The sequence below is a fragment of the Pseudomonas sp. EYE_354 genome (assembly GCF_023148575.1).
GTDB lineage: Bacteria > Pseudomonadota > Gammaproteobacteria > Pseudomonadales > Pseudomonadaceae > Aquipseudomonas.
On the sequence record NZ_JAHXNQ010000002.1, the window covers coordinates 57,125 to 83,656 of the forward strand.

Consider the following 26,532-nt stretch of genomic DNA (forward strand, 5'->3'; position numbering starts at 1 on the left):
CGAATGAATGGCCTTTTTTATACCTGCCATTTAAGCCCTGAGGGTCTTCCAAACCTTGCCGAGGCCACTGACCACCGCCAGCACCACCGCTCCGGCAATGATCCCCGCCACAGCATTGAGCACCGTCGGCATCAACCACGCCACCGCACCCGCGCTCTGGCTCACCGTCTCGATCCAGTGATGCACCACCGGCACGCCGTGGGTGAGGATGCCGCCGCCGACCATGAACATCGCCGCCGTGCCGATCACCGACAGGCTCTTCATCATGTACGGCGCCGCGCGCAGGATGCCGCCGCCGATGCTGCGCGCCACCTGGCCAGGCTTCTGCGTGAGCCACAGGCCCAGGTCATCGAGCTTGACGATGCCGGCCACCAGCCCGTAAACGCCGGCCGTCATCACGATGGCGATCCCCGACAGCACGATCACCTGCTGCATCAGGGGCGCATCGGCCACAATACCGAGGGTGATGGCGATGATTTCGGCCGAGAGGATGAAATCGGTGCGGATCGCGCCTTTGATCTTGTCCTTTTCGAAGGCCACCAGATCGACCGCTGGGTCGGCCACCGCTTCGACCAAGTGCGCATGTTCGGCCTGGTCTTCGGACTTGCTGTGGAGAAATTTATGCGCGAGCTTTTCGAAACCTTCGAAACACAGGTAGGCGCCGCCGAGCATCAACAGCGGCGTTACCGCCCAAGGGGCAAATGCGCTGATCAACAGGGCCGTCGGCACCAGAATCAGTTTATTGACGAACGAGCCCTTGGCCACCGCCCACACCACAGGGATTTCCCGATCGGCGCGTACGCCTGACACCTGCTGGGCATTAAGCGCCAGGTCATCGCCCAGCACGCCGGACGTTTTCTTCGCGGCCACTTTTGTCATCAGGGCGACGTCATCGAGTACTGCGGCGATATCGTCAATCAACACCAACAAGCTGCTTCCTGCCATGAATCGGGCATCCGTATAAAGAAAGATGGCGCGAGCATAACGCGGCGCAAAGCTTTGCGGGCACATTGTTGAGGCTCGCGGATAGCCGGTGCTACCATGCGCAACCGCCGGTCTTGGCAAGGAAGTTCCTGGTTTATGAGCAGCATTCGCGAGCGCAACAAAGAAAAAATCCTGCGGGCGGCCAGCGAGGAGTTTGCCGACAAGGGCTTCGCCGCGACCAAAACCAGCGACATTGCCGCCAAGGCCGGGCTGCCTAAGCCCAACGTTTACTACTACTTCAAGTCCAAGGACAACCTCTACCGCGAGGTGCTCGAAAGCATCATCGAGCCGATCCTGGCCGCGTCCACGCCCTTCAACCCCGAGGGCGAGCCCAATGAAGTGCTGAGCAACTACATCCGCTCGAAAATCCGCATCTCCCGTGACCTGCCGTTCGCCTCCAAGGTCTTCGCCAGCGAAATCATGCACGGCGCCCCGCACCTGAGCGCCGATCAGATCGAACAGCTCAACGTCCAGGCCAAGCACAATATCCAATGCATCCAGAGCTGGGTGGACCGCGGCCTGATCGCAACGATCGACCCCAATCACCTGATGTTCAGCATCTGGGCCGCGACCCAGACATACGCCGATTTCGACTGGCAGATTTCGGCCGTGACCGGCAAGCCCAAGCTGGACGAAGCGGATTATGAAGCGGCCGCGCAGACGATCATTCGTTTGGTGTTAAAGGGGTGTGCGCCGGACTGATAGTCGGCACGGTCAACACGGTGGGCGGGCGCTTGCCGCCGATGCCGCCCTCACCGTCACCCAATGCTCAAGCCGACACCCCAGCATCCGCCAACAACCCCACCCCCTCGATCGCCGTAATCGCGCACTGCTCGTCAATGTCCGAGGTATCGCCGCTGATTCCGATCGCCCCCAGCACCACGCCGTCCTGATTGCGGATCAACACGCCACCCGGTGCGGGCACCACGCTGCCCTGCCCCAGGCTGTTCAACGCGGCGATAAATGCCGGGCGCTGATGGGCGTCCAGCGCCAGCAAACGTGAGCCTTTACCCAACGCAATCGCACCCCAGGCCTTGCCGATGGCGATTTGCGGGCGCAGCAGGCTGGCGCCGTCTTCCCGTTGCAGGGCGATCAAGTGGCCGCCGCCGTCCAGCACCGCGATGGTCAGCGGCGCGGCAGCCATGGTGCGCCCTGCGGCGAGGGCCTGGTTGGCCAGTTGGGTGGCGAGTTTCAAGGTTAACGCGCTCATGGTGCCGTCCTTCTTTTGTTATTGGGAATGCGATGGAGGTCTGTCTGATCAGATGCCCGATCAAACAAATAGAACACAATCAAACTATATTTTGTATACAATATTTTCACACAAATGCTCCATACGTCGAAAAAGCCTGGCAAAAATGCCCTCCGACGAACGTCAATGCACAAGAATAAAATCCATTGACCTGCGACGCTCGCCGTGAATACACTTTGCCAGGACACCACTTGTATACAATTACAAAACGCAAGAGGCACCAAAAACATGAGCAAAATGAGAGCAATCGAAGCCGCCGTCCTGGTTATGCGCCGTGAAGGCGTGGACACCGCCTTCGGCATCCCAGGCGCCGCGATCAACCCGCTGTACTCGGCCTTGCAGAAGGTGGGTGGCATCGATCACGTCCTTGCTCGCCACGTTGAAGGCGCCTCGCACATGGCCGAGGGTTACACCCGCACCAAGGCCGGCAACATCGGCGTGTGCATCGGCACCTCGGGCCCGGCGGGCACCGACATGGTCACCGGCCTGTACAGCGCGTCGGCCGACTCGATCCCCATCCTGTGCATCACCGGGCAAGCCCCCCGTGCGCGCATGCACAAGGAAGACTTCCAGGCCGTGGACATCACCAGCATCGTCAAGCCGGTGACCAAGTGGGCGACCACCGTGCTCGAACCCGGCCAGGTGCCCTACGCCTTCCAGAAAGCCTTTTATGAAATGCGCTCCGGCCGCCCCGGCCCGGTGCTGATCGACTTGCCGTTCGACGTGCAGATGGCCGAGATCGAATTCGACATCGACGCCTACCAGCCACTGCCCCTGGCCAAACCGCTGGCAACCCGCATCCAGGTGGAAAAAGCCCTGGCCCTGCTTGACGCCGCCGAGCGCCCGCTGCTGGTCAGCGGCGGCGGCGTGATCAACGCCGACGCCAGCGAACTGCTGGTTGAATTCGCTGAACTGACCGGTATCCCCGTGATTCCGACCCTGATGGGCTGGGGCACCATCCCCGACGATCACCCGCTGATGGTGGGCATGGTCGGCCTGCAAACCTCCCACCGTTATGGCAACGCGACGCTGCTCAAGTCGGACGTGGTGCTGGGGATCGGCAACCGTTGGGCCAACCGCCACACCGGTTCGGTGGAGGTCTACACCGAGGGGCGTACCTTCATTCACGTCGACATCGAACCCACGCAGATCGGCCGCGTGTTCACCCCGGACCTGGGTATCGTGTCCGATGCCGGGGCCGCGCTGACGATGTTCATTGAAGTGGCCCGCGAGTGGAAAGCCGCCGGCAGGCTCAAGGATCGCAGCGCCTGGCTGCACGACTGCCAGCAGCGTAAAGCCACCCTGCACCGCAAGACGCACTTCGACAACGTCCCGGTCAAACCCCAGCGTGTGTACGAAGAGATGAACCAGGTGTTCGGCAAAGACACCTGCTACGTGAGCACCATCGGCCTGTCGCAGATTGCCGGCGCGCAATTCCTGCACGTGTATAAGCCGCGTCACTGGATCAACTGCGGCCAGGCGGGCCCCTTGGGTTGGACCATCCCCGCCGCGCTCGGCGTGGTCAAGGCCGACCCGAGCCGCAAAGTGGTGGCGCTGTCCGGCGACTATGACTTCCAGTTCATGATCGAAGAACTGGCCGTGGGCGCGCAGTTCAAGCTGCCCTACATCCACGTGGTGGTGAACAATTCCTACCTGGGCCTGATCCGCCAGGCCCAGCGCGGTTTCGAAATGGACTACTGCGTGCAGCTGTCTTTCGACAACCTCAATGCCCCGGAACTCAACGGGTATGGCGTTGACCATGTTGCCGTCGCCGAAGGCCTGGGTTGCAAGGCCCTGCGCGTGTTCGAGCCAGGCCAGATCCAGCCGGCGTTGCGCAAAGCCCAGGCCATGATCGAAGAATTCAAGGTGCCGGTGATCGTTGAGATTATTCTGGAGCGCGTGACCAATATTTCCATGGGCACCGAGATCAACGCCGTCAACGAATTCGAAGATCTGGCCCTGGTCGGCAACGATGCGCCGACCGCCATTTCCCTGCTCGATTAAGGAGAACCCTATGCCGCGCTTTGCCGCCAACCTGTCCATGCTGTTTACCGAACAGCACTTCCTTGCCCGCTTCAAAGCGGCCGCCGATGCGGGTTTCCAAGGGGTCGAGTACCTGTTCCCCTACGAATTCAGCTCCGCCGAAATCAAGGCACAACTGGATGCCAACGGTCTGACTCAGGTGCTGTTCAACCTGCCGGCCGGGGACTGGGCCAAGGGCGAGCGCGGTCTGGCGTGTCACCCGGATCGGGTCGAGGAGTTCCGCGCCGGGGTCAAGCTGGCCATCGCCTACGCCCAGGTACTGGGCAACACCCAGATCAACTGCCTGGCGGGGATTCGTCCGGCCGGGGTGGACGACGCCACCCTGGAAAAGACCTTTGTCGCCAACCTCAAATACGCCGCCGACAAGCTGCAAGCGGTGGGCATCAAGCTGGTGATGGAAGCGATCAACACCCGAGACATTCCGGGCTTTTACCTGAACAACACCGCACAAGCCCTGTCGATTCGCGAGCAAGTGGGCAGTGACAACCTGTTCCTGCAATACGACATCTATCACATGCAAATCATGGAGGGCGACCTGGCCCGCACCATGGCCGCGCACCTGGGTGAGATCAACCACATCCAACTGGCGGACAACCCGGGGCGCAATGAGCCAGGCACCGGTGAGATCAACTACCGCTTCCTGTTCAAGCATCTGGACCGTATCGGCTATGCGGGTTGGGTCGGCTGCGAGTACAAGCCGTTGACCACTACCGAGGCCGGACTTGGATGGCTCAAGACCCACAACGCCATCTGACAAACACCACACAAAACCACCCGGTGGGAAGCGGCTTGCCGTGGTGAGGGGCTTGTCCCCCGACGGGTTCACCGCCGACCTGATGGTGCTGCCCCGCAGCCCTGCGCAGGCGGTGCGACAAGCCCGCCCACCGCAGCAAGCCCAGCGCTCACAGAGAATAAAAAGAGGATTTTCATCATGGCTAAAATCGGCTTTATCGGCACCGGCATCATGGGCCAACCCATGGCCGCGAACCTGCAGAAAGCAGGTCACCAACTGTTCCTCTCCGAACATCACGGCAAGGCCCCGGCTGAATTGATCAGCGCCGGCGCCGTGGCCCTGGCCAGCCCGCAGCAGGTGGCCCAGGAAGCCGAGTTCATCATCGTCATGGTGCCCGACACCCCGCAGGTCGACGACGTGCTGTTTCGCACCGACGGGGTGGCCGCCGGCCTGTCGCCGAACAAGGTGGTGATCGACATGAGCTCGATCTCCCCCACCGCCACCAAAGCGTTTGCAGCCAAGATCAACGAGCGCGGCGCGCACTACCTCGATGCACCGGTGTCCGGCGGTGAAGTCGGCGCCAAGGCCGGCACCTTGAGCATCATGGTCGGTGGCGAAGCGCAGACCTTCGAGCGCGCCCTGCCGCTGTTCCAGAGCATGGGCAAGAACATCACCCTGGTCGGCGGTAATGGCGATGGCCAGACCGCCAAGGTCGCCAACCAGATCATCGTCGCGCTGAACATCCAGGCGGTGGCCGAAGCCCTGCTGTTCGCCGCCAAGAACGGCGCCGACCCGGCCAAGGTGCGTGAAGCGCTGATGGGTGGTTTTGCTTCGTCGAAGATTCTGGAAGTGCATGGCGAACGCATGATCAAGGGCACCTTCGATCCGGGCTTTCGCATCAACCTGCACCAGAAAGACCTCAACCTGGCCCTGGCCGGCGCCAAGGAGCTGGGGATCAACCTGCCGAACACCGCGGGCACCCAGCAAGTGTTCAGCACCTGCGCCGCAATTGGCGGTGGTAACTGGGACCACTCGGCGCTGATCAAGGGCCTGGAGCATATGGCGAACTTCTCGATTCGCGATAACTAACCCCCTGATGTGACACGCGGCGCCTGTGGGAGGGACGTGCCCCCTGCCACAGGCTGGTCGCCTTTCACTGCCAAACGTGATGCACCTCTAATAACAAAAATTCACGGGAGCCCGCTTATGTCGGTCGATCCGCAGCACCTGCTTCGCGAGCTGTTTGCCACCGCCATCGATGCCGCCCACCCCCGGCAAGTCCTTGAACCTTTTCTGCCCGCCGACCGCAGCGGCCGCGTCATCGTGATCGGTGCCGGCAAAGCTGCAGCAGCCATGGCGCTCGTGGTCGAAAACGCCTGGCAGGGCGAGGTTGCGGGGCTGGTGGTCACCCGCTACGGCCACGGCGCGCCGTGCAAAAAAATTGAAGTGGTCGAAGCCGCGCACCCGGTGCCCGATGCCGCCGGCCTGGCCGTGGCCACCCGCGTATTGGCGTTGATCAGTAACCTCAGCGAAAACGACCGCGTGATTTTCCTGCTTTCCGGCGGCGGTTCGGCCTTACTGGCCCTGCCGGCCGAAGGCATCACCCTGGCCGACAAACAGACCGTCAACAAAGCCCTGCTCAAATCCGGTGCAACCATCGGCGAGATGAACTGCGTGCGCAAGCACCTCTCGGCAATCAAAGGCGGCCGGCTGGCCAAAGCGGCCTGGCCGGCGACGGTGTACACCTATGCGATCTCCGATGTTCCAGGCGACCAGGCCTCGGTGATCGCCTCCGGTCCGACCGTTGGCGACCCGAGCACCTCACAACAGGCGCTGGCGATCCTCAAGCGCTACGGCATCGACGCCCCGGCATCCGTGCGCAGTTGGCTGCAAAACCCTGCCTCGGAAACGGTCAAACCGGGCGACCCGGTGCTCGCGCGCAGCCACTTCCAGTTGATCGCCCGCCCCCAGCAATCCCTGGAAGCGGTGGCCGTCAAAGTGCGCCAGGCCGGGTTCAGCCCGCTGATCCTCGGCGACCTGGAAGGCGAAGCGCGGGACGTGGCCAAAGTGCACGCCGGGATCGCCCGACAAATCGTGCAGCACGGCCAGCCGTTGGCGGCGCCGTGCGTGATTCTCTCCGGCGGTGAAACCACCGTCACCGTGCGCGGCAATGGGCGTGGCGGGCGCAACGCCGAGTTCCTGCTGAGCCTCACCGACAGCCTCAAGGGCCTGCCCGGCGTCTATGCCCTGGCCGCTGACACCGATGGCATCGACGGCTCGGAAGACAACGCCGGCGCGATCATGACCCCGTGCAGCTACACGCGTGCCGAAGCCCTGGGCCTGAACGCCAGCGATGAGCTGGACAACAACAACGGCTACGGCTATTTCGCCACGCTCGACGGTTTGATCGTCACCGAACCGACGCGCACCAACGTCAACGATTTCCGCGCCATCCTGATCCTTGAGACTGCCAACCATGACGCCTGACAAGAAGGTCAAAATCCTCGCCACCCTGGGCCCGGCCACCGACGGCATCGATGACATTCTCGATCTGGTGCAAGCCGGGGTGAATATCTTCCGCCTCAACTTCAGCCACGGCGAGCACGCCGATCACGCCCAGCGTTATCACTGGATCCGTCAGGTGGAGCGCCAGCTCAATTACCCGCTGGGCATTCTGATGGACCTGCAAGGGCCGAAACTGCGGGTCGGGCGTTTCGCCGGGGGCAAGGTGCAACTGGTACGCGGTCAGGCGTTGCGCCTGGACCTGGACGACACCCCCGGCGACCCGCGCCGGGTCAACCTGCCTCACCCGGAGATCATCGCCGCCCTGGAGCCGGGCATGGACCTGCTGCTTGACGATGGCAAATTGCGCCTACGGGTGGTCACCAAGCACGCCGATGCCATCGACACCACGGTGCTCAACGGCGGCGAATTGTCTGATCGCAAAGGCGTGAACGTCCCACAAGCGTTGTTGAAAATGAGCCCACTGACTGCCAAGGACCGACGAGACCTGAGCTTCGGCCTGGACTTGGGTGTGGATTGGGTGGCGCTGTCGTTCGTGCAACGCCCCGAGGATATCCGCGAAGCCCGCGAGTTGATCGGCGACAAAGCGTTTCTGATGGCCAAGATCGAAAAACCTTCGGCCGTGCAACACCTGCGGGAAATCGCCGAATTGAGCGACGCGATCATGGTGGCCAGAGGCGACCTGGGCGTGGAAGTACCGGCCGAGAGCGTGCCGCAGATCCAGAAAGACATCATCCGCACCTGCCGCCAATTGGGTAAGCCGGTGGTGGTAGCCACGCAGATGCTCGAATCCATGCGCTTCTCGCCTGCGCCGACCCGTGCCGAGGTGACTGATGTGGCCAACGCGGTGGCCGAAGGTGCGGATGCTGTGATGCTCTCGGCCGAAACCGCCTCGGGCGAGTACCCGCTGGAAGCCGTGCAGATGATGAGCAAGATCATCCGCCAGGTGGAGCGCGGGCCGGATTACCAGGCGCAGTTGGATGTCAGTCGGCCCAAAGCGGACGCCACCGTATCCGACGCCATCAGCTGTGCGATCCGCCGCATCAGCAGCATCCTACCGGTGGCGGTGCTGGTGAATTACAGCGAATCCGGCAGCTCCAGCCTGCGTGCCGCGCGGGAACGGCCGGTGGCGCCGATCCTCAACCTCACGCCGAACCTGTCCACGGCACGGCGCTTAAGCGTGGCGTGGGGCGTGCATTCGGTGGTCAATGATCGGCTGCGCCAGGTGGACGAGGTGTGTTCCACCGCACTGGAAATCGCCCAGGCCCAGGGCATGGCACAGCGCGGGGATACGTTGGTGATTACCGCCGGAGTGCCGTTCGGGCAGCCGGGGTCGACCAATTCGCTGCGTATCGAGACGTTGATTTAGCGCCTGTAGAGCCCCCACGGGGGCCAACTCGGCCTCACTGAATAGCCACCATGCACAACCCGACCTGCCCCGACTGGGCCGAAGCGCTGCTCAACGGCTTCAGCCAGATTTTCCTCCAGCGCCACCCGCTGTGCGGCCTGCTGTGCCTGCTGGCCATTCTGATCAGCGCCCCGGCCTTGCTTGGCGGGGCGCTGCTGGGCGGTATGGCGGGCTTGCTCACGGCCCAACGTCGGGGCTACCCCAAAGGCGAGCGCCAGGCCGGTTTATATAGCTACAACGGTGTGTTGCTGGGTTTATTGATTGGCCAGCACTTTGCTTGGTCGGCCTTGCTGCCGCCGCTGATCCTGGCGTGCGGCGGCTTGAGTGCGATCCTGACGCGGCACTGGCTCAAACACGCGGCACAGCCCGATGACCTGCCCGCCTACACCGCGCCATTTGTCGGCCTGGGCTGGTTGCTGCTGAGCAATGCCGCGCCCCAGACCTTGGCGCCCAGCGCGCCCGACACCCTGGCGTGGCTCGGCGCGCCCTTTATGGGCCTGGCGCAAATCATCCTGCTGGACCAGCCACTGGCGGGCGCGCTGATCGCCCTGGGCCTGTGGCTGGCCAACCGTCGCGCCGCCGTGTGGGCCCTGATCGGCGCCGCCTGCGGCGTGCTGCCCGGCCTGTGGCTGGATGACAGCAACGGCGCGCTGCTTGGCCTGCACAGCTACAACCCGGCCCTTGCGGCCGTGGCCCTGAGCCAGACGCGTCGCCAACCCTGGCTGCCGCTGCTGGGCATTCTGCTGGCCATCGGGCTTACACCAGGTTTTGCCGCCCTGCACCTGCCGGCGCTGACCGCGCCGTTTGTCCTCGCCTGCTGGCTGGTGCGCGCCGGCCGCCGAGTGCTTCAGAAACCGCGCATGGACAGCCCCTTCGAATCCCCCTAGGCTTGCTCGATCTTCGATTCGAGCGGGCTTTATGGACAGCAACAACGACTGGCGTCAGCGACTCTACGTCATGGTTTTTCAGAGCGACACCGTCGCCGGGCGACGCTTTGACGGCATCCTGCTGTTGATCATCCTCGCCAGCCTGGTGATCGTGATGCTCGACAGCATCGACCAGATCCACCAGAACTACGCCGATGTGCTGGCCTACATTGAATGGGGCTTTACGCTGATCTTCCTGATCGAGTACGGGCTGCGCCTGTATTGCTCGCCCAAGCCGCTGCGCTACGCCTTCAGTTTCTACGGGCTGGTGGATTTACTGGCCATCGTGCCCGGTATCCTTGCCCTGTATTACAGCGACGCGCAGTACCTGTTGATCATCCGGATCATCCGCATGCTGCGCATCTTTCGCGTGCTCAAACTCAGCCCGTACCTCAAGCAAGCCAACTACCTGATGGCGGCGCTGCGCGGCAGCAAGCAGAAGATCGTGGTGTTCCTGGTGAGCGTATGCACCCTGGTAACCGTGTTCGGCACCTTGATGTACGTGATCGAAGGCCCGCAGCACGGGTTTACCAGCATTCCCAAGGGCATCTACTGGGCGATCGTGACGCTCACTACCGTGGGCTTTGGCGATATCGTGCCGAAGACGCCGCTGGGCCAGGTTATTTCGTCACTGGTGATGATCACCGGTTACTCGATCATCGCCGTGCCCACCGGAATTTTCACCGCCGAACTGGCCAGCGCCATGCGCGGTGAGCAGCTGCAAGTCGACTGCCCGGTATGCAAGAAAAACAGCCATGAACCCAGCGCGGCATTCTGTTCGCGCTGTGGCAGCAACCTTTTTAAGAAAGTGGAATAAGCAAAGTTCTTTTTAATCTTTAAGCGACTATGGCACCCCGGCTATAGTCGCTGGCAAAAGGCCTTACCCTTCTCTGAAACAACAAGGAATGAGCAGTGAAAAAACTCGTTAGCGCCACTCTCCTGGCCGCCGGCCTTGCCCTGGCGGGCGCCGCGCACGCCGCACCGGTCACCCTGCTCAATGTCTCCTACGACGTGATGCGCGATTTCTACAAAGACTACAACGCCGCCTTCCAGAAGCACTGGCAAGCCGAGCACCCGAACGACAAGCTGACCTTGCAGATGTCGTTCGGCGGTTCCAGCAAACAAGCGCGTTCGGTGATCGACGGCCTGCCGGCCGACGTGATCACCATGAACATGGCCACCGACATCAATGCCCTGGCCGACAACGGCAAACTGGTTCCGGACGACTGGGTCACCCGCCTGCCGAACAACAGTGCACCGTTTACCTCCGCCACCGTGTTTATCGTGCGCAAAGGCAACCCAAAGGCACTGAAAGACTGGCCCGACCTGCTCAAGGATGGCGTACAGGTGATCGTGCCCAACCCGAAAACCTCGGGTAACGGCCGCTACACCTACCTGTCGGCCTGGGGCTATGTGCTCAAGAACGGTGGTGACGAAGAGAAGGCCAAGACCTTTGTCGGCAAACTGTTCAAACAGGCACCGGTGCTCGACACGGGCGGTCGTGCGGCCACCACCACGTTCATGACCAACCAGATCGGCGACGTGCTGGTGACCTTCGAAAACGAAGCCGAAATGATCGCCCGTGAATTCGGCCGTGACCAATTCGAAGTGATCTACCCAAGCGTCTCCGCCGAAGCCGAGCCGCCCGTGGCGGTGGTCGACAAAGTGGTCGACAAAAAAGGCACCCGCGTAGCTGCTGAAGACTACCTGAAGTACCTGTGGTCGCCAGAGGGCCAGGAAATCGCCGCCAGCAACTATCTGCGCCCACGTGACCCGAACGTGCTGGCCAAGTACACCGACCGCTTCCCGAAAGTCGACTTCCTGTCGGTGGAGAAGACCTTTGGTGACTGGCGCACCGTGCAGAAGACCCACTTCAATGACGGCGGCGTGTTCGACCAGATCTACTCCGGCCAATAACCGAACCAGCCCGCTCACTGGCGTGAGCGGGCCCATTTGCCCCAGGCTTTTCCCTCCCACACCTGTGGCGCCCCCCCCTTTCCCCGCAGAAAAACAGCCCGAGCCATAATCCGCGGGTTTGCTGTCTCAATAGTTGTATCTGAATGTATCATCACCCGGCATAAGTGATATCACCACAAACGGCCTACTCGCCGCCGGGCCTTGTCTTTACTCTCGCCGCATCTTCCTTCGCTTTATGAGAACACCATGAACGCCACTTCCCACGCCACAACCACCATGACTCGAGGCATGGTGATGCTGTTTGCGTTTTGCTGCGGCGCGATCGTCGCCAATATCTACTACGCCCAGCCGATCATCGAGCTGATCGCCCCGGACATCGGCCTCACACCGGCGATGGCCAGCCTGATCGTGTCGTTGACGCAGATCGGCTATGCCTTGGGCCTGTTCTTCCTGGTGCCACTGGGTGACCTGCTGGAAAACCGCAAGCTGATGATCCTCACCACCGTCGTGGCGATTGCCAGCCTGTTGGGCGCGGCATTTACCGCGCAGCCGAACCTGTTTTTGCTGGTGTCGCTGCTGATCGGCTTCAGCTCGGTGTCGGTACAGATCCTGATCCCGCTGGCCGCGCACCTGGCGCCCGCCGAAACGCGCGGCCGGGTGGTGGGCAGCATCATGGGTGGGCTGCTGCTCGGTATTTTGCTGGCACGGCCGGTGTCCAGCGTGGTGGCGGATCACTTCGGCTGGCGTGCAATGTTCATCGCCGCCGCTGCATTGATGGCGTTTATCAGCGTGGTGCTGATGCTCACCATACCCAAGCGCCAACCGGATCACAGCGCCAGCTATGGCCAATTGCTGCGCTCCCTGGGCACCCTGCTGCGTGAACAACCACTGCTGCGCCAACGCGCGTTTTACCAGGGCTGCCTGTTCGCCACCTTCAGCCTGTTCTGGACCGCCGCCCCGCTGGAGTTGGTGCGCAACCACGGCCTGAGCCAGACCCAGATCGCCCTCTTCGCCCTGGTGGGTGCCATTGGCGCCATCGCCGCGCCCATCGCCGGGCGCCTGGCCGACGCGGGCCATACCCATCGCGCCTCGCTTTTGGCGATGCTGTTCGCGGCGCTGAGCTTCCTGCCGGCCTTCATACACCCGCTGTACAGCGTGATCGGCCTGGCGGTGACCGGCGTGGTCCTGGACTTCTGCGTGCAGATGAACATGGTGCTTGGCCAACGCGCCATCTACGCCCTCGACGCCAACAGCCGCAGCCGCCTCAACGCGCTGTACATGACCAGCATTTTCATCGGTGGCGCCTTCGGCTCGGCGATTGCCAGCAGTGTGTATGAACACGGCGGCTGGCTGGGGGTGATGGTGGTGGGCAGTGCGTTGCCGCTGGTGGCATTGCTGCGGTTCCTCAGTGTGTCGCGGCGCACCGCGGCGGCAGTGGCCTGACTCACCGCCCCAGAGCGCTCCTCACGAACGAACCAACTTCTCCAAAGCCGCGTCCGCCAGAAATGACGAGCGGCTTTTGACCTTGTGCTCCCGCACGTATCGGTCGATGCGCTGAATGACATAACCGGGCAAGGTCACGTTGACCTTCTCGGTCCTGCCCAGATAGGGCGAAATGTCCAACTCCAGCATGCCCCAGCCCATCCCGGCGTAGTCTTCGTGCGCATGATGCCTGGCGACCGAGGTTGGCATCGGAATCACCCCGCCCTCTGCGGCGATCTCTTGCAGCAGGATGTGCGCAATTTCCACGGCGGCGTTGTACGCCTCTTCAAAACTGTCCCCGGCCGTGGCTGCGCCCGGGGATGGGTCAACCCGCCGTGTCCAAGAGCATCGCGCACCTGGAGACGCGCCTGGCGGTACGGTCAGTCATGCGCTCCACGCGGGGCCTGACCCCGACCGAAGCGGGCCTGGCATTTTTCGACAAAGCCAGGGGCGCCATCGATCAAGCCAACGAGGCCGATGAGGCTGCACGCGGTGCCGGTGGTGGGTTGTCGGTGTGACGATCATCCATCGTCTGTTCACGCGCAGGCCGAGTGCCCCTGGTCCAGACAGCACAGCAAACGCTCGACCGTGTGTTGCAGCGGCCCGGAGTTATCCAGCACGAACAACCCGCCGCCATTGGCCGCGATCAGTTGCTCGGTGAACCGCGCATTGCGCGCCAGGCGTTCCTCGATATCCGCCAGCGACTCACGCCCGCGTGCGATCAGGCGCTGGCGTAACACGGCTTGATCCACCGTCAGCAACAGCACCAGACACGTTGGGTAACGCTCGCGGGTTTGCGCCAGGTGCCCACGGGAACCGTTGACCAGCACGTCTTCCCCGGCGGCGAGCCAATCGTCAACCGCCTTGGGAATGCCGTAGCACAGTCCGTTGGCCTGCCAGCTCAGGGCAAATGCACCCTCGGCCTCCATCACGGCAAACTGCGCCGGGCTCACGCCCTGGGCGGCTTCACCTACCGCCTCGGCCGAACGGGTAATCACCCGGCGCACAATGCGACAGCCGCGCTCGGCCAAACGCGGGCGCGCGGCGTCCAACAGGCTGTCCTTGCCCGAACCCGAGGGCCCGATGAGATAGATCAACCTGCCTGACATCGACACACTCTCTTTGCTTGTTTGCACACGTTTTCGCCCACTATGCCGGTTTGCTCGACACCGCTGAGTATATCCGGCAACCCCTCTGCAGCCAGACTGGCGGTGGCCACCTTACCGGGAACGCGTGAGCCATGACAGCTGTGGGCTGTTAGGACCTGCCCTACACAGCTTTCGGCTTGCGTCCGATCAAGCTCACCGCTAACCTTCGCGGGTCGCTGCAAAATCAGCGAACGGGTGTGGTAGCCCGGTTCCTTCATAGATCCCCAAAACGCTCGAGGGCGTTTTTTTGTGCGGGCTGCTTTGTGGCGGCTGTGCATGGGAGGCTTCGGCCTGCCGGGTTTCTATGACCGGTCTACCACCCCGTGTGCAGTCGCCTCCTTATATCGTGTGGTAGCGAGATGGAGGTGCTCATTCATAGGAGCTTCGCCATGAAAAAAGTTACTCCAAATCCCCCACCATCCGCCTCGGATGACACCCCACTAACCCCATCCAACATCATCTTTACCCTCCGCCCCGGTCTCAGCACCGAATCTGCCCTGAGCAATGCCAGCGAAATGCTGGAATCGGCCACTGCCTGTGCGTACGACTGTGCCGAGCACTTGGAAGGCGTAAGCCGCAAGCGGGTGCTGGCGGTGGTGCAGATGGTGGAAATTGCACAGTTGTTGGTGGATGAGGCGCTGGAGCGAGCGTGTCCGGTAGCCTGATACCCCGGTGAACCCGGTGGGAAGCCGGCTTGCTGGCAATGACCGTCGGTCTCTGCACAATTCCCGGTGAACGAAAACCCCATGGGCAACCGGCCTGTTGTGGTGAGCGGGCTTGCCCCGCGCTGGGCTGCGAAGCAGCCCTGAAAACCATGCCCCCGGTTAGAAATATAAACATTAAAAAAGGCGACCCTCAGGTCGCCTTTTGTCATTGCGCGTACTGCTTGCTCAACCCCGGGGGTACGCCCTGCACGTCGGTGTCTTCCCATGGGCCGTTCGGGCTGATGGAGCGGCTCCAGCCGTTGCTCCAGCGGTAATAGGTGCGCTGGCGGTAGAAGGTGTCCGGCTGGTCGTCGAGCACGTAGACCTGCATCTTGCCATCCCAATGGCTGGCGGCGCCGGGCGGCGGGGCGAAGGTCGGCGATTTGGTCGGTAGCGGTTTTGGCGCCGGAGTGACCGGGCCGGAAGGTTGTTTGCTCGGCTGGGTCGACGGGCCCGACGGCGGGATGGTCGGACCGGTAGGGCCAGGCGGTGGCCGATGGACCGCACAGGCACTCAGGCCTAATACGAGGCTGAGCAGGGTGATACGTGCGAATGCGGTCATGGGCGTTTCCTCGAATTACGGGTCCGGACTGTCGATGGTCAGTTGCTGCTGCGCGGTGGTGCTGCTGGCCAGGGGTTGGCTGCGGCCGATCCATTCGCCCTTGGTCGGCTGACCGGCCCGGGAGATGCGCGCAACGAGTTGGACTTCGGGGAAGTTGGACAGTTTCAACTGCGGCATCATTGCGTCGGCATCGCCCAATTCGACGGTGATCGGCAGCTCGGCAACGGTGACACGTTTGACCGCCAACGGAGCCGGCGGGCCGCTGACGGCGCGGGCGAAGATGAACACGCTGTCGCTCGGCAGGGCTTTGGCCTTCACGTCGGCGGCCAGGTCCACGCGAACCTTCATCACCGCTTTGGGTGCGACAGTGCCACCGCTCTCTTTGAGCTTTTGCGTCGCGCGGTCGATGCCGCCCTGCAGGGCGGCGCGGGAGTTGTCTTGCGGCGGCAACTGCGCCAGCAGACGGCCCCAGTAATCAATCGCGTCCTGATAGCGCTGGCCTTCAAACGCGGCAATCCCCAGCAACCCCAAGCTGGTGACTTCGTTCGGGTCGAGCTTCAAGGCTTCATCGGTCAGCGCCTGGACTTTTGGCGACCACTGTTTGTTGTCGGCAAAGTACTGCGCCTGGGCCCATTGGCCGAGCAGTTCCGGCTGGCGACCCGCCAGGGCGACGGCGCGTTCGAAAACCTTGGCCGCATCAGCCGAGCGGTCCTGGGCCATGTAGGCACGGCCGAGGAAGTACAGGCCTTCGGCCGAGTCCGGCTGGGCCGCAGCGGCGCGCTCCAGACGCTGGGTCATGTCTTGCAGGGACACCGGTGGCTGGGAGAATTCGCGGGTCAGTTCGACCTTGTCGCTGGCGCCGAAGTGCAGGTACATACCGAGGCCGAGCACCGGCACCAACACCGCGGCGAGCAATGGCAGCGGCTTGCCCAGGCGTGATTCGCGGGGTTTTTCCAGCCCTTCGGTATCGGCGAGCAATTCGCGGGCGGCTTCGGCGCGACCGGTGTCCAGTTGCGCGGCATTCAGGACGCCTTCGTCCTGCTGCACTTGCAGTTCGGCGACGCGTTCTTGATACAGCGCCACGTTCAGCGCGGTGCGATCCTCTTCACGCTGGGCACGACGGCCGCGCAACACGGGGATCAACAGGAAACTCAGGGCAATCAGAAGCAGCAAGCCGGCTGCGAGCCAGAAATCAATCATCAGTCTTGGTGTCCAGCAAATGGTCGAGGCGTTTACGCTCTTCAGGGGACAGCGCGTCGCTGCCGTCGGCCGGCGCGGCGCGACGGCGGCGCACGATCACCGCCATCACCCCCACACCGGCCAGCAGCAGTCCGGCGGGGCCGAACCAGAGCAGCGCGGTCTTGCCGGTGAGCGCCGGTTTGTAGCGCACGAAATCACCGTAGCGATCGACCATGAAGTCGATGATCTGCTGGTTGTCCTTGCCCTCCCCCAGCATGCGAAAGATCTCTTTGCGCAGGTCGGCGGCGATGGGTGCGTTGGAGTCGGCAATGTCCTGGTTCTGGCACTTGGGGCAGCGCAGCTCCTTGGTCAACTCGCGAAAGCGCTCGCGCTCGGCGTCATTGGCAAACTCGTAGGTGTCGATGGCCGCCTGGGCGACGCCGGCCAACCCCACTGCCAGCACGGCAGCCACTAACAAACGCTTCATGGCTTGGCCTCATCGACCAGCGCCTGGTACTTGGCCGCCAGTTGTTCACGCCAGACCACCTCGTCGATCACGCCGACGTACTTGTCGCGGATCACGCCCTTGGCATCGATAAAGAAGGTTTCCGGGGCGCCATACACGCCCAGGTTCAAGCCCAGGTTGCCGTCTTCGTCGCGGATGTCCAACTGGTACGGGTTGTGAAACTCCGCCAGCCACTTCAAGGCCGCGGCGTTGTCGTCCTTGTAGTTGATGCCGTAGATCACCACGCCTTTTTCGGCCAGCTTGTTCAGCACCGGGTGCTCGACACGGCAGGAGATGCACCAGGTGCCCCACACGTTGACCAGTGCCGGTTTACCCAGCAGGTCGGCGCGGGTCAGGCGCTTGTCGCCCTGCACGTTGGGCAACGCAAACTCGGGGAATGGCTTGCCGATCATGGCCGAGGGCAGCTCGGCCGGGTCCAGGTACAGGCCGCGATACAGAAACACCGCGACCACCAGGAACAGGGCCAGCGGCAAGACCATCAACCAACGTTTCATACCGATGCTCCTTGCAAACCGAGGGCTTCACGCACCCGGCTCTTGACCTTGACCCGATAACGCCGATCCAACGCGGCCAGCAGCCCGCCGAAGCCGGTGAGCAAGCCGCCGAACCAGATCCAGCGCACAAACGGTTTGACATGCACGCGCACCGCCCAGGCGCCCTCGCCCAACGGTTCACCCAAGGCCACGTAGAGGTCACGGGTGAAGCCGGCGTCGATGCCGGCTTCGGTCATCATTGAGCTCTGCACGGTGTACAGGCGTTTTTCCGGGTGCAGCACGGCGATTTCCTGACCGTTGCGCACCACGCGCACGGTGCCTTTGTCTGAAGTGAAGTTCGGCCCTTCATAGTGCTTGGCGCCTTCGAAGATGAACTGGTAACCGGCCAGGTCCATGGACTCGCCCGGTGCCAGGCGCAGGTCGCGCTCGGCGCTGTTCTGGCTCGACAGCACCACGCCCAGGGCGCACACGGCGATGCCGATGTGGGCGATCTGCATGCCCCAGTAGCTGCGGGTCAGGGTCGGCAGGCCTTTGATCAGGCCTTTGTGGCGGGTTTTGTCAGCGATATCGCGCACACCGGCCAGCAGCACCCAGGCGGCGAGCAGGAAGGTGGCGAGCACCGCCCAGTTGAAATCGCCATAGGCCACGCCGGCGATCACCGCCAGGGTCACGCTGCCCAGCAGCACCGGCATCAACATGCCGGCCAGCCATTTCACCGGGGTGTCTTTCCAGCGCACCAGCACTCCGACCGCCATCACCCCCATCAACAGGCCCATCAACGGGATAAACAACGCGTTGAAGTACGGCGGGCCGACGGACAGTTTGGCGCCGCTCAAGGCATCCAGCACCAGCGGGTACAGCGTGCCGAGCAGGATCATCGAAGCCGCCACCACCAGCACCAGGTTATTGCCCAGCAACAGGGTTTCCCGCGACCACAGGTTGAAGCCCACCTGACTCTTGACCACCGGCGCGCGCAGGGCGAACAGGGTCAGCGAACCGCCCACCACAAACAGCAGGAAAATCAGGATGAACACGCCGCGCTCAGGGTCGGAGGCAAACGCGTGAACCGAGGTCAGCACGCCCGAACGCACGAGGAAGGTGCCGAGCAGGCTGAGGGAAAACGCCGCGATGGCGAGCAACACGGTCCAGCTTTTGAACACGCCGCGTTTTTCGGTGACGGCCAGCGAGTGAATCAGCGCCGTGCCCACCAGCCACGGCATGAACGAGGCGTTTTCCACCGGGTCCCAGAACCACCAGCCACCCCAGCCGAGTTCGTAGTAGGCCCACCACGAGCCGAGGGTGATGCCGATGCCGAGGAAGGCCCACGCCACGATGGTCCACGGCCGCGACCAGCGCGCCCATGCTGCGTCAAGACGCCCGCCCAGCAAGGCGGCGATGGCGAAAGCGAACGCCACGGAGAAACCGACATAGCCCATGTACAGCATCGGCGGGTGCACGATCAGGCCGATGTCTTGCAGCAAGGGGTTGAGGTCATGCCCGTTTGCCGGGATCTGCGGCAGGATGCGGGTGAACGGGTTGGAGGTCATGATCAGGAACAGCAGGAAGCCGATGCTGATCATGCCCATCACCGCCAGCACCCGCGCCAGCATCACTTGCGGCAGCTGACGCGAGAACACCGACACGGCAAAGGTCCAGCCGCCGAGAATCAGCGCCCAGAGCAGCAACGAGCCTTCGTGGGCGCCCCACACGGCGCTGAACTTGTAGTACCACGGCAGCGCGCTGTTGGAGTTATTGGCGACGTAGGCGACGGAAAAGTCGTCGGTCATAAAGGCGTAGGTCAGGCAGCCAAACGCGAACAGCAGGAACGCGAACTGGCCCCAGGCGGCCGGCTGCGCCAGGCTCATCCACAGGCGGTCACCGCGCCAGGCACCGAGCAGCGGCACCACGGCCTGCACAATGGCAAAGCACAGGGCGAGGATCATCGCCAGCTGGCCCAGTTCGGGAATGAACAATGCGGACATCATCACTTAGCCCTCCTTCGCGGGGGTTGGCGCGGATTGACCGCTGTCTTTGAGGGCCTTGGTGACTTCCGGCGGCATGTATTTCTCATCGTGCTTGGCCAGTACTTCATCGGCCACCACCACGCCGTCGGCGTTGAGCTTGCCCAGGGCGACGATGCCCTGGCCTTCGCGGAACAGGTCCGGCAGGATGCCGCGGTACGTAATGGTCACCGCCTTGTTGAAGTCGGTGACTACGAAGGTCACGTCCAGGGAGTCGCCGGAGCGCTTGAGCGAGCCCTTCTCCACCATGCCGCCGGCGCGGATGCGCGTGTCCAGCGGGGCTTCGCCGTTGGCGATCTGGGTCGGGGTGTAGAACAGGTTGATGTTCTGCTGCAAGGCGCTCAAGGCCAGGGCCACGGCAATGCCGACGCCGGCCATGATGGCGAGGATGATCAACAGACGCTTTCTACGCAGCGGATTCACTTTTCGGTCTCCCGGCGCAGACGACGCGCCTCTTGTTGCAGGTAACGCTTGCGGGCCAGGATCGGCGCGGCGACGTTGAGGGCCAGCACCGCCAGGCAGATGCCATAGGCCGTCCAGACATACAGACCATGGTGGCCCATGGCGAGAAAATCGCTGAAAGAAGAGAAGCTCATCCACGCGCTCCCAGGCAGGTTTGCACTTCGGCCTTGACCCAACTGGCGCGCGCTTCACGCTTGAGCACTTCAAGGCGCATGCGCATCAGCAATACCGCCCCGAAGAAGCAGTAGAACCCCAGCACCATCAACAGCAGCGGCGCCCACATTTCCACGGGCATCGCCGGTTTTTCGGTGAGGGTGAAGGTGGCGCCCTGGTGCAGGGTGTTCCACCACTCCACCGAGTATTTGATGATCGGGATGTTGATCACGCCGACAATCGCCAGCACCGCGCAGGCCTTGGCGGCGCTGTCACGATTGCTGATCGCGTTGCCCAGGGCAATCAGACCGAAGTACAGAAACAGCAGAATCAGCATGGACGTTAGTCGTGCATCCCACACCCACCACGAGCCCCAGGTGGGTTTGCCCCAGATCGCACCGGTGACCAGCGCCACGGCGGTCATCCACGCGCCGATGGGCGCCGCGCATTGCAGGGCCACGTCGGCCAGTTTCATTTTCCACACCAGACCGACGATGCCGCACACCGCCAGCATCACGTAGCAGGACTGGGCCAGCATCGCGGCAGGCACGTGGATATAGATGATGCGAAAGCTGTTGCCTTGTTGATAATCCGGCGGCGCGAAGGCCAGGCCCCAGACCAGGCCGATGCCGATCAGCAGCACGGCGAAGAGGCTCAGCCACGGCAGCAGTCTGCCACTGATGCCGTAAAACCATTTGGGTGAGCCGAGCTTGTGAAACCAGGTCCAGTTCATTGCTGTTTCTCACGGTTGCTTCTCGTCATTGCGAGAAGCGTAGGGTCTTTACTGACAAAACGTATAACGCTCGGTCAGACCTCATTATTCGCCGACGCTGATCTTCAGGCCGGCCGCTATAGCAAAGGGTGTCAGGGTTACCGCCAGGGCGGTCAGGCTGCCAAGCCACAGGAGGTAACCGGTCGCCGGCATACCCATAAGCGCGGCCTGCAAGGCACCGCTGCCCAGGATCAATACCGGGATGTACAACGGCAGAATCAGCAGGGCCAGCAACAGGCCCCCGCGCTTCAACCCCACGGTCAACGCTGCGCCCACCGCCCCCAACAGGCTGAGCACTGGCGTGCCGAGTAACAGACTCAGCAGCAGGATCGGCAGGCATTCAACGGGCAGGCCCAGCATCATCGCCAACAGTGGCGAGAGCAACACCAGCGCCAGGCCGGAAAACGCCCAGTGTGCCAGCACCTTGGCCAGCACCAGAAGTGGCAGGGGGTGCGACGAAAGGACCCACTGTTCCAGGGAGCCGTCTTCGAAATCACTGCGAAACAGCCCGTCCAGCGAGAGCAGAACCGATAAAAGCGCCGCCACCCACACCAGTCCCGGGGACAAGGTTTGCAACAGTTTAGTCTCGGGGCCGACCGCCAGCGGGAACAGCGCAATCACGATAGCGAAGAACACCAGCGGGTTGGCCAGTTCAGCCGGGCGACGGCACAACAGCCGCGCTTCGCGGGCGAGCAACAGGGCGAACACACTCATGCCGCCCACCGCCCCAGGTCCAGCTCACGGTAACCGGCAGGCAGGCGAACCAGGGTGTGGTGGGTGGTGAGCAGGACCGTGCCGCCCTGCTCGCAGTGCCGTGCCAGGTGCTCTTCCAACTGCGCAACGCCCTGTTTGTCCAGGGCGGTGAACGGTTCGTCGAGGATCCACAGCGACGGCCCCGGCAAGTACAGGCGCGCCAGGGCCACGCGGCGCTGTTGGCCGGCGGACAGGGTGTGACAGGGGACGTCTTCAAACCCCTTGAGGCCCACGGCGGCCAGCGCCTGCCAGATGGCGTCGCGCGGGGCGGGGTGATGCAGGGCGCTGAGCCAGCTGAGGTTTTCTTCGGCGGTGAGCACGTCTTTGATGCCAGCGGCGTGGCCGATCCAGATCAGGTTGCGCGCAAGCTCAGTGCGTTGTTCGGTGAGCGGTTTGCCGTTGAGGCGCACCACGCCGGCCGTGGGTTGCATCAACCCGGCCAGCAAGCGCAGCAGACTGGTCTTGCCGCTGCCATTGGGCCCGCTGACCTGCACCATGTCGCCGCCCGCCAGCCGCAGTTCGAGGTGTTCGAACAGCAGGCGCAGGTCGCGTTCACAGGAAAGCGCTATGGCTTCAAGAAGAGGGCTGGTCAAGAGATCGCGGGCCTTTACGGTTCAAGTCGGCGGTGCAGCGGCCGTTAAAGAAAGATGCACAATAACGGCTTTGGCGACCGATTTTAGAGAGCTGGATCAAATAGTTGTGAGGTTTTTACCGCTCTCTTTGCAGACGGGCGGCATTATACATGCGATGCCCTACGCTAAAGAGGGCAATTTCCCAGAGACGATGCGCACGATGACCGGCGAGATCAACCTTCCCACACTTGCTCCCACACCGACGGCCGGGCAAAGCCCTGCGCCTGCCACGGGAGCCTTGCTGAAACTGCTGGAGCCGCAGATCGGGCTGATCGAGCCGGGGAAAACCGCGAACGCCGAAGTCATCGCCCTCAAACAAGGCGGTGAAGCTTTTCAGTTACTGCTCAAGTTGACCCTCGACGGCGGCCGCCAGACCCTGGTGCAGGCCAGCAGTGCCCAGCCATTGCCGCTGGGGAGCAATGTGGCGGTGAGCCAGACCCCGGCGGGTAACCTGACCCTCAGCTTGCAGCAGGCCCTGAGTGCCAATGTGGCGGCCCTGACCCGTATCGACACAGAACGGATGCCGGTGGGCACGTTGTTGCAGGCCAAGGTGCTGACCACCCAGATGCTGCCCCAGGGCACCACGCAACCGGCGATCTACCGCTCGCTGGTGACCGTGCTCAACAATGCGCAGGCGGGGGCGACGCTGACCGTGGAAAGCCCCCAGCCGTTGCGCGTGGGCAGCCTGCTCAGTGCCGTGGTGCAGAACGCGCAAACCCTGAGCTTTGTGCCGTTGAGCGGGCTTAAGGATCAATTGGCCGTGACGCAACAACTGGCCACCCAGCAAAGCCGCCAAGGCTCGCTGGATGCGGTCTTCACGGCGTTGCAGAACCTGCCCCGCGGCGACAGCACCTCGGCCGACCTGCGCGCCGCAGCGGATCGCTTGCTCGCCGCCCTGCCCGACCTGGACCAAGTGAGCAACCCCAAGGTGCTGGCCCAAGTGATCCAGAACAGCGGTGCGTTTCTGGAAGCCAAATTACTTGCCGGACAAAACCCGCAGGTACCACCGTTGGACATGAAAGGCGCGCTGCTGCGCCTGGTCGCTGATTTGCTGCCGGCCCTGCCCACCACCACCAACCTGAATGCGATCCTGGCCGCCAATACCCTGGCCCAGGTGATGCCGAACTTCGTGCGCAGCCCGCTCAATACCCTCGGCCAGGTCAGCGCACGGCAAGCGCCGGTGAGCTTCCCGCTGCCCGAGCGGCTGATGGCGAAACTGGAAGGCGAAGGCGATCTGGAAAACCTGCTGCGCCTGGCCGCCGGGGCGATTTCGCGCTTGCAGAGCCACCAACTGTCGAGCCTGGAGCAGACCGGCACCACCGCCGATGGTCGCCTGCAAAGCACCTGGCAATTGGAAATCCCCCTGCGTACCCTGCAGGACATCGTGCCGCTGCAGGTCAAGTTCCAGCGCGAAGAACCGGCGCAGGACAAGGACCAGCCTGAACGCAAAACCAACAAAGACCCCAAGCACATGCTCTGGCGCGTCGAACTCGCGTTCGATATGGAGCCGCTGGGGCCATTACAGGTCCAGGCGCAACTGACCCAGGGCAAACTGTCCAGCCAGTTGTGGGCTACGCGTCCCTTCACTGCCAGCTTGATCGAAAGCCACCTGGGCAACCTGCGCGAGCGCCTGGTCACATCGGGCCTCAACGTCGGCGACCTGGACTGCCACCTGGGCACCCCGCCACGCGGGCCGAAAACCGGACTGGAGCAACGTTGGGTGGATGAGACCGCATGAAAAACACCGAATCGTCACGCCAGGCCATTGCCCTCAAATACGACGGACAACAGGCCCCGACCCTGACCGCCAAGGGCGACGATGCCCTGGCCGAAGCGATCCTCAAGCTGGCACGGGAAAACGAAGTGCCGATCTATGAAAACGCCGAGCTGGTAAAGCTGCTGGCGCGCATGGAACTGGGGGACAGCATCCCGGAGGAGTTGTACCGCACCATCGCCGAGATCATTGCGTTTGCCTGGACGTTAAAGGGCAAGTTCCCGGTGGGCTATGACCCGGATGCCGCGCCGGTGGAACGCGATGTGACCGAGCGCGGCGACGACTACTGACTGTCTGTCATCAGTTCAAGACTTCGCTGAGGGGAATGAAGTTGACGCGATCACCGACCGTGAGCGTGGTCCCTTCCACCACCTCCACCAACCCCTCGGCCCAGGCCGCGCTGCGCAGCACCCCGGAGCTCTGGTTGCGGTAGATGATCGCCTGGCCCCGCTCGATGCGCCCACGCAAGTACTCGCGACGGTTGCCCGGTTTGGGCCAGTCGAAGCCCACCGGCACCTCGAAACGCAGCGGCTCGACCTCTGCCACGCCCTGACGGCGCAGGATGTACGGCCGCGCCAACAGCGCAAAAGTGACCAGGGTCGAGGCTGGATTGCCTGGCAGGCCGATCACCGGCACGCCGCGAAAATGGCCGACGGTCAGCGGTTTGCCGGGTTTGATGGCGAGCTTCCACAGGGCCAGTTCGCCCTCTTCGCGCAGGGCGATACCGAGGAAATCCGCTTCGCCCACCGACACACCGCCCGTGGACAGGATCAGGTCCACGCTGCCCAGGCTCGCCAGGCGCGCGCGGGTCTGCTCCAGGTCGTCCGGGAGAATCCCGGCATCGATCACTTCACATCCCAGACGCGCGAGCCATGAGCACAGCAGGCGGCGGTTGCTGTTGTAGATCTGGCCCGGCCCCAGGGGCAAGCCAGGCTCAACCAGCTCATCGCCGGTGGACAACACCGCCACGCGCACACGGCGCACCACGTCCAACTTGTCGCGGCCCAAGGAGGCGGCAAGGCCGAGTTCGATCGGGCCCAGGCGCGTGCCGGCCGACAGCACAGATTCACCGACGGTGGTTTCCTGGCCCTGGGGGCGGATGTTCTGGTGGGCGTGCAACGGCTGGGTAAAGCTCACACGCTCATCGGCGTGAACCGCCGCGTTTTCCTGCATCTCTACGCAATCGGCGCCCTCCGGCACCGGCGCGCCAGTGAAGATACGCGCACAGGTCCCCGCCGCCAGAGGCTGGGGGGCGTTACCGGCGAAGATGCGCTGGCTCACCACCAGCGGCTCGCCGGTCCAGTCCGCCAGACGCAGGGCGTAACCGTCCATGGCACTGTTGGGCCAGGGCGGCAGGTCGAGGGTGGAGACCAGGTCCTGCGCCAAGACCCGGCCGTCACACTCGGCCAGGGGCAAGGCGTGCCGCTCTTGGATCGGCGCGGTTTCGGCCATCGCCAGCAGCTGCTGCAGCGCTTGTTCTACCGGCATAAGGGCGCCGGTCTTGCCGGGCTTACCCACGGGATTCACACGGTGCGGCCTGTTTCAGGTGCGGTACGAAATTGCACGGGCGGTGACGGTTGTCCAACTGCTCGGCCAGGATGCCGTCCCAGCCGGTGCGCACGGCATTGGTGGAGCCCGGCAGGCAGCAGACCAGGGTGCCGTTGGCCAGGCCGGCCAGGGCGCGCGATTGCACAGTGGAGGTGCCGATATCGGCCACGGAGATCTGGCGGAACAGCTCGCCAAAACCGTCGACCTGCTTGTCCAGCAGGCAACTGACCGCTTCAGGAGTGCTGTCACGGCCGGTGAAGCCGGTACCACCGGTGATCAGCACCACCTGCACCACGTCTTCGGCGATCCAGTGGGCCACTTGGGCGCGGATTTTGTAGAGGTCGTCCTTGAGCAGCACGCGCTCGGCCAGGGTGTGGCCGGCGGCGCTCAGGCGGTCGACGAAGACCTGGCCCGAGGTGTCGGTGTCCAGGGTGCGGGTGTCGCTGACGGTCAATACAGCGATGTTCAGGGGTACGAAGGGCGCATCTGCCTTGGCTTTCATGGCACGGTCCGGTTGTCGAAGGATCAGCCCGGTGTTA

At 63.2% G+C, this 26,532-nt stretch carries 28 protein-coding genes and 2 pseudogenes; 14 read left to right on the top strand and 16 right to left on the bottom strand.

The features are described 5' to 3' along the window. Positions 1 to 30: 30 nt before the first annotated feature. Positions 31 to 945 carry a DUF808 domain-containing protein gene (locus KZX66_RS02915; protein ID WP_248076243.1) on the bottom strand — a complete coding sequence of 305 codons (915 nt, stop codon included), beginning with the start codon at positions 943 to 945 and terminating at the stop codon, positions 31 to 33. Positions 946 to 1,080: 135 nt separating this feature from the next. Between KZX66_RS02915 and KZX66_RS02920 the strand changes: the two genes are divergently transcribed. Further along, complete coding sequence (locus KZX66_RS02920) at positions 1,081 to 1,686, top strand: TetR/AcrR family transcriptional regulator (RefSeq protein WP_248076245.1); 606 nt, start codon at positions 1,081 to 1,083, stop codon at positions 1,684 to 1,686. Between the two features lie 67 nt (positions 1,687 to 1,753). On the opposite strand, the gene KZX66_RS02925 is transcribed toward KZX66_RS02920, so the two are convergent. Continuing rightward, positions 1,754 to 2,194 carry a heme-binding protein gene (locus tag KZX66_RS02925; protein WP_248076247.1) on the bottom strand — a complete coding sequence of 147 codons (441 nt, stop codon included), beginning with the start codon at positions 2,192 to 2,194 and terminating at the stop codon, positions 1,754 to 1,756. 267 nt (positions 2,195 to 2,461) lie between these two features. On the opposite strand from KZX66_RS02925, the gene gcl reads away from it, so the two are divergent. The 9 genes from gcl (at position 2,462) to KZX66_RS02970 (ending at position 13,226) form a co-directional block, all read left to right on the top strand. Then, on the top strand, positions 2,462 to 4,237 hold the full coding sequence (gene gcl / locus KZX66_RS02930; protein WP_248076249.1) for a glyoxylate carboligase: 1,776 nt from the start codon (positions 2,462 to 2,464) through the stop codon (positions 4,235 to 4,237). A 10-nt stretch (positions 4,238 to 4,247) separates the two neighbouring features. After that, positions 4,248 to 5,030, top strand: a complete 783-nt coding sequence (hyi, locus tag KZX66_RS02935; RefSeq protein ID WP_248076250.1) for a hydroxypyruvate isomerase — start codon at positions 4,248 to 4,250, stop codon at positions 5,028 to 5,030. A 177-nt stretch (positions 5,031 to 5,207) separates the two neighbouring features. After that, the gene (locus KZX66_RS02940; protein ID WP_248076252.1) at positions 5,208 to 6,098 is read left to right on the top strand and encodes a 2-hydroxy-3-oxopropionate reductase; all 891 of its coding nucleotides are present in this window, start codon (positions 5,208 to 5,210) and stop codon (positions 6,096 to 6,098) included. 117 nt (positions 6,099 to 6,215) lie between these two features. After that, on the top strand, positions 6,216 to 7,496 hold the full coding sequence (locus KZX66_RS02945; RefSeq protein ID WP_248076254.1) for a glycerate kinase: 1,281 nt from the start codon (positions 6,216 to 6,218) through the stop codon (positions 7,494 to 7,496). Further along, a complete protein-coding gene (pyk, locus tag KZX66_RS02950; protein ID WP_248076256.1) occupies positions 7,486 to 8,901 on the top strand; it encodes a pyruvate kinase in 1,416 nt (471 codons plus the stop codon). The genes KZX66_RS02945 and pyk overlap by 11 nt, the downstream gene beginning before the upstream one ends. A gap of 50 nt (positions 8,902 to 8,951) precedes the next feature. Beyond that, positions 8,952 to 9,827 (top strand): urea transporter, encoded by an 876-nt coding sequence (locus tag KZX66_RS02955; RefSeq protein ID WP_248076258.1) that lies wholly within the window; start codon positions 8,952 to 8,954, stop codon positions 9,825 to 9,827. A gap of 31 nt (positions 9,828 to 9,858) precedes the next feature. After that, positions 9,859 to 10,683: an ion transporter gene (locus KZX66_RS02960; protein ID WP_248076260.1), complete on the top strand. Its 825-nt coding sequence runs from the start codon at positions 9,859 to 9,861 to the stop codon at positions 10,681 to 10,683. A 95-nt stretch (positions 10,684 to 10,778) separates the two neighbouring features. Further along, on the top strand, positions 10,779 to 11,783 hold the full coding sequence (locus KZX66_RS02965) for a sulfate ABC transporter substrate-binding protein (RefSeq protein WP_248076262.1): 1,005 nt from the start codon (positions 10,779 to 10,781) through the stop codon (positions 11,781 to 11,783). Between the two features lie 246 nt (positions 11,784 to 12,029). Beyond that, on the top strand, positions 12,030 to 13,226 hold the full coding sequence (locus KZX66_RS02970; RefSeq protein WP_248076263.1) for an MFS transporter: 1,197 nt from the start codon (positions 12,030 to 12,032) through the stop codon (positions 13,224 to 13,226). A gap of 21 nt (positions 13,227 to 13,247) precedes the next feature. On the opposite strand, the pseudogene KZX66_RS02975 reads toward KZX66_RS02970, so the two are convergent. Continuing rightward, positions 13,248 to 13,583 (bottom strand): annotated as a pseudogene (locus KZX66_RS02975) (type II toxin-antitoxin system HicB family antitoxin); the annotation flags it as partial. On the opposite strand from KZX66_RS02975, the pseudogene KZX66_RS02980 reads away from it, so the two are divergent. After that, a pseudogene (locus tag KZX66_RS02980) lies at positions 13,583 to 13,777 on the top strand (LysR family transcriptional regulator); the annotation flags it as partial. The pseudogenes KZX66_RS02975 and KZX66_RS02980 sit on opposite strands and share 1 nt — an antisense overlap. A gap of 24 nt (positions 13,778 to 13,801) precedes the next feature. Here the strand turns inward: KZX66_RS02980 and phnN are convergent. Further along, positions 13,802 to 14,374 (bottom strand): phosphonate metabolism protein/1,5-bisphosphokinase (PRPP-forming) PhnN, encoded by a 573-nt coding sequence (gene phnN / locus KZX66_RS02985; RefSeq protein ID WP_248076264.1) that lies wholly within the window; start codon positions 14,372 to 14,374, stop codon positions 13,802 to 13,804. Between the two features lie 428 nt (positions 14,375 to 14,802). Between phnN and KZX66_RS02990 the strand changes: the two genes are divergently transcribed. After that, the gene (locus KZX66_RS02990; RefSeq protein WP_248076265.1) at positions 14,803 to 15,078 is read left to right on the top strand and encodes a DUF6124 family protein; all 276 of its coding nucleotides are present in this window, start codon (positions 14,803 to 14,805) and stop codon (positions 15,076 to 15,078) included. 205 nt (positions 15,079 to 15,283) lie between these two features. On the opposite strand, the gene KZX66_RS02995 is transcribed toward KZX66_RS02990, so the two are convergent. The 10 genes from KZX66_RS02995 to ccmA all read right to left on the bottom strand — a co-directional run bounded on the left by KZX66_RS02995 (position 15,284) and on the right by ccmA (position 22,632). Then, positions 15,284 to 15,679 (bottom strand): hypothetical protein, encoded by a 396-nt coding sequence (locus KZX66_RS02995; protein ID WP_248076266.1) that lies wholly within the window; start codon positions 15,677 to 15,679, stop codon positions 15,284 to 15,286. Positions 15,680 to 15,694: 15 nt separating this feature from the next. Then, the gene (gene ccmI / locus KZX66_RS03000) at positions 15,695 to 16,879 is read right to left on the bottom strand and encodes a c-type cytochrome biogenesis protein CcmI (protein ID WP_248076267.1); all 1,185 of its coding nucleotides are present in this window, start codon (positions 16,877 to 16,879) and stop codon (positions 15,695 to 15,697) included. After that, on the bottom strand, positions 16,872 to 17,345 hold the full coding sequence (locus tag KZX66_RS03005) for a cytochrome c-type biogenesis protein (RefSeq protein ID WP_248076268.1): 474 nt from the start codon (positions 17,343 to 17,345) through the stop codon (positions 16,872 to 16,874). The genes ccmI and KZX66_RS03005 overlap by 8 nt, the downstream gene beginning before the upstream one ends. Continuing rightward, positions 17,342 to 17,878 carry a DsbE family thiol:disulfide interchange protein gene (locus KZX66_RS03010; protein ID WP_248076269.1) on the bottom strand — a complete coding sequence of 179 codons (537 nt, stop codon included), beginning with the start codon at positions 17,876 to 17,878 and terminating at the stop codon, positions 17,342 to 17,344. The genes KZX66_RS03005 and KZX66_RS03010 overlap by 4 nt, the downstream gene beginning before the upstream one ends. Continuing rightward, positions 17,875 to 19,863: a heme lyase CcmF/NrfE family subunit gene (locus tag KZX66_RS03015; RefSeq protein ID WP_248076271.1), complete on the bottom strand. Its 1,989-nt coding sequence runs from the start codon at positions 19,861 to 19,863 to the stop codon at positions 17,875 to 17,877. The genes KZX66_RS03010 and KZX66_RS03015 overlap by 4 nt, the downstream gene beginning before the upstream one ends. A 3-nt stretch (positions 19,864 to 19,866) precedes the next feature. Next, positions 19,867 to 20,322, bottom strand: a complete 456-nt coding sequence (gene ccmE / locus KZX66_RS03020; RefSeq protein ID WP_248076273.1) for a cytochrome c maturation protein CcmE — start codon at positions 20,320 to 20,322, stop codon at positions 19,867 to 19,869. Beyond that, positions 20,319 to 20,495 (bottom strand): heme exporter protein CcmD, encoded by a 177-nt coding sequence (gene ccmD / locus KZX66_RS03025; protein WP_248076275.1) that lies wholly within the window; start codon positions 20,493 to 20,495, stop codon positions 20,319 to 20,321. Before ccmD ends, ccmE begins: the two co-directional genes overlap by 4 nt. After that, positions 20,492 to 21,247 carry a heme ABC transporter permease gene (locus KZX66_RS03030; RefSeq protein ID WP_248076277.1) on the bottom strand — a complete coding sequence of 252 codons (756 nt, stop codon included), beginning with the start codon at positions 21,245 to 21,247 and terminating at the stop codon, positions 20,492 to 20,494. The genes ccmD and KZX66_RS03030 overlap by 4 nt, the downstream gene beginning before the upstream one ends. A gap of 84 nt (positions 21,248 to 21,331) precedes the next feature. Beyond that, positions 21,332 to 22,000: a heme exporter protein CcmB gene (gene ccmB, locus KZX66_RS03035; RefSeq protein ID WP_248076281.1), complete on the bottom strand. Its 669-nt coding sequence runs from the start codon at positions 21,998 to 22,000 to the stop codon at positions 21,332 to 21,334. Beyond that, on the bottom strand, positions 21,997 to 22,632 hold the full coding sequence (gene ccmA / locus KZX66_RS03040) for a cytochrome c biogenesis heme-transporting ATPase CcmA (RefSeq protein WP_248076283.1): 636 nt from the start codon (positions 22,630 to 22,632) through the stop codon (positions 21,997 to 21,999). The genes ccmB and ccmA overlap by 4 nt, the downstream gene beginning before the upstream one ends. Before the next feature lie 199 nt (positions 22,633 to 22,831). Here ccmA and KZX66_RS03045 point away from each other — a divergent pair, with 199 nt between their 5' ends. Beyond that, the gene (locus tag KZX66_RS03045) at positions 22,832 to 24,409 is read left to right on the top strand and encodes a flagellar hook-length control protein FliK (RefSeq protein ID WP_248076287.1); all 1,578 of its coding nucleotides are present in this window, start codon (positions 22,832 to 22,834) and stop codon (positions 24,407 to 24,409) included. After that, positions 24,406 to 24,735 (top strand): EscU/YscU/HrcU family type III secretion system export apparatus switch protein, encoded by a 330-nt coding sequence (locus KZX66_RS03050; protein WP_248076289.1) that lies wholly within the window; start codon positions 24,406 to 24,408, stop codon positions 24,733 to 24,735. The genes KZX66_RS03045 and KZX66_RS03050 overlap by 4 nt, the downstream gene beginning before the upstream one ends. A 10-nt stretch (positions 24,736 to 24,745) precedes the next feature. Here KZX66_RS03050 and glp read toward each other — a convergent pair whose 3' ends face one another. Together glp and moaB are read right to left on the bottom strand one after the other, a co-directional pair. Further along, the gene (gene glp / locus KZX66_RS03055; RefSeq protein ID WP_248076292.1) at positions 24,746 to 25,972 is read right to left on the bottom strand and encodes a gephyrin-like molybdotransferase Glp; all 1,227 of its coding nucleotides are present in this window, start codon (positions 25,970 to 25,972) and stop codon (positions 24,746 to 24,748) included. Continuing rightward, positions 25,956 to 26,495, bottom strand: coding sequence for a molybdenum cofactor biosynthesis protein B (gene moaB, locus KZX66_RS03060; protein WP_248076294.1), 540 nt, complete (start codon positions 26,493 to 26,495; stop codon positions 25,956 to 25,958). The genes glp and moaB overlap by 17 nt, the downstream gene beginning before the upstream one ends. Between the last annotated feature and the right edge of the window lie 37 nt (positions 26,496 to 26,532).

Excerpts from the sequence above, each read along its gene's own strand:
- KZX66_RS02915 (WP_248076243.1), bottom strand. The coding sequence starts at position 945 with ATGGCAGGAAGCAGCTTGTTGGTGTTGATTGACGATATCGCCGCAGTA.
- KZX66_RS02920 (WP_248076245.1), top strand. The coding sequence starts at position 1,081 with ATGAGCAGCATTCGCGAGCGCAACAAAGAAAAAATCCTGCGGGCGGCC.
- KZX66_RS02925 (WP_248076247.1), bottom strand. The coding sequence starts at position 2,194 with ATGAGCGCGTTAACCTTGAAACTCGCCACCCAACTGGCCAACCAGGCC.
- gcl (WP_248076249.1), top strand. The coding sequence starts at position 2,462 with ATGAGCAAAATGAGAGCAATCGAAGCCGCCGTCCTGGTTATGCGCCGT.
- hyi (WP_248076250.1), top strand. The coding sequence starts at position 4,248 with ATGCCGCGCTTTGCCGCCAACCTGTCCATGCTGTTTACCGAACAGCAC.
- KZX66_RS02940 (WP_248076252.1), top strand. The coding sequence starts at position 5,208 with ATGGCTAAAATCGGCTTTATCGGCACCGGCATCATGGGCCAACCCATG.
- KZX66_RS02945 (WP_248076254.1), top strand. The coding sequence starts at position 6,216 with ATGTCGGTCGATCCGCAGCACCTGCTTCGCGAGCTGTTTGCCACCGCC.
- pyk (WP_248076256.1), top strand. The coding sequence starts at position 7,486 with ATGACGCCTGACAAGAAGGTCAAAATCCTCGCCACCCTGGGCCCGGCC.
- KZX66_RS02955 (WP_248076258.1), top strand. The coding sequence starts at position 8,952 with ATGCACAACCCGACCTGCCCCGACTGGGCCGAAGCGCTGCTCAACGGC.
- KZX66_RS02960 (WP_248076260.1), top strand. The coding sequence starts at position 9,859 with ATGGACAGCAACAACGACTGGCGTCAGCGACTCTACGTCATGGTTTTT.
- KZX66_RS02970 (WP_248076263.1), top strand. The coding sequence starts at position 12,030 with ATGAACGCCACTTCCCACGCCACAACCACCATGACTCGAGGCATGGTG.
- phnN (WP_248076264.1), bottom strand. The coding sequence starts at position 14,374 with ATGTCAGGCAGGTTGATCTATCTCATCGGGCCCTCGGGTTCGGGCAAG.
- KZX66_RS02990 (WP_248076265.1), top strand. The coding sequence starts at position 14,803 with ATGAAAAAAGTTACTCCAAATCCCCCACCATCCGCCTCGGATGACACC.
- KZX66_RS02995 (WP_248076266.1), bottom strand. The coding sequence starts at position 15,679 with ATGACCGCATTCGCACGTATCACCCTGCTCAGCCTCGTATTAGGCCTG.
- ccmI (WP_248076267.1), bottom strand. The coding sequence starts at position 16,879 with ATGATTGATTTCTGGCTCGCAGCCGGCTTGCTGCTTCTGATTGCCCTG.
- KZX66_RS03005 (WP_248076268.1), bottom strand. The coding sequence starts at position 17,345 with ATGAAGCGTTTGTTAGTGGCTGCCGTGCTGGCAGTGGGGTTGGCCGGC.
- KZX66_RS03010 (WP_248076269.1), bottom strand. The coding sequence starts at position 17,878 with ATGAAACGTTGGTTGATGGTCTTGCCGCTGGCCCTGTTCCTGGTGGTC.
- KZX66_RS03015 (WP_248076271.1), bottom strand. The coding sequence starts at position 19,863 with ATGATGTCCGCATTGTTCATTCCCGAACTGGGCCAGCTGGCGATGATC.
- ccmD (WP_248076275.1), bottom strand. The coding sequence starts at position 20,495 with ATGAGCTTCTCTTCTTTCAGCGATTTTCTCGCCATGGGCCACCATGGT.
- KZX66_RS03030 (WP_248076277.1), bottom strand. The coding sequence starts at position 21,247 with ATGAACTGGACCTGGTTTCACAAGCTCGGCTCACCCAAATGGTTTTAC.
- ccmB (WP_248076281.1), bottom strand. The coding sequence starts at position 22,000 with ATGAGTGTGTTCGCCCTGTTGCTCGCCCGCGAAGCGCGGCTGTTGTGC.
- KZX66_RS03045 (WP_248076287.1), top strand. The coding sequence starts at position 22,832 with ATGACCGGCGAGATCAACCTTCCCACACTTGCTCCCACACCGACGGCC.
- KZX66_RS03050 (WP_248076289.1), top strand. The coding sequence starts at position 24,406 with ATGAAAAACACCGAATCGTCACGCCAGGCCATTGCCCTCAAATACGAC.
- moaB (WP_248076294.1), bottom strand. The coding sequence starts at position 26,495 with ATGAAAGCCAAGGCAGATGCGCCCTTCGTACCCCTGAACATCGCTGTA.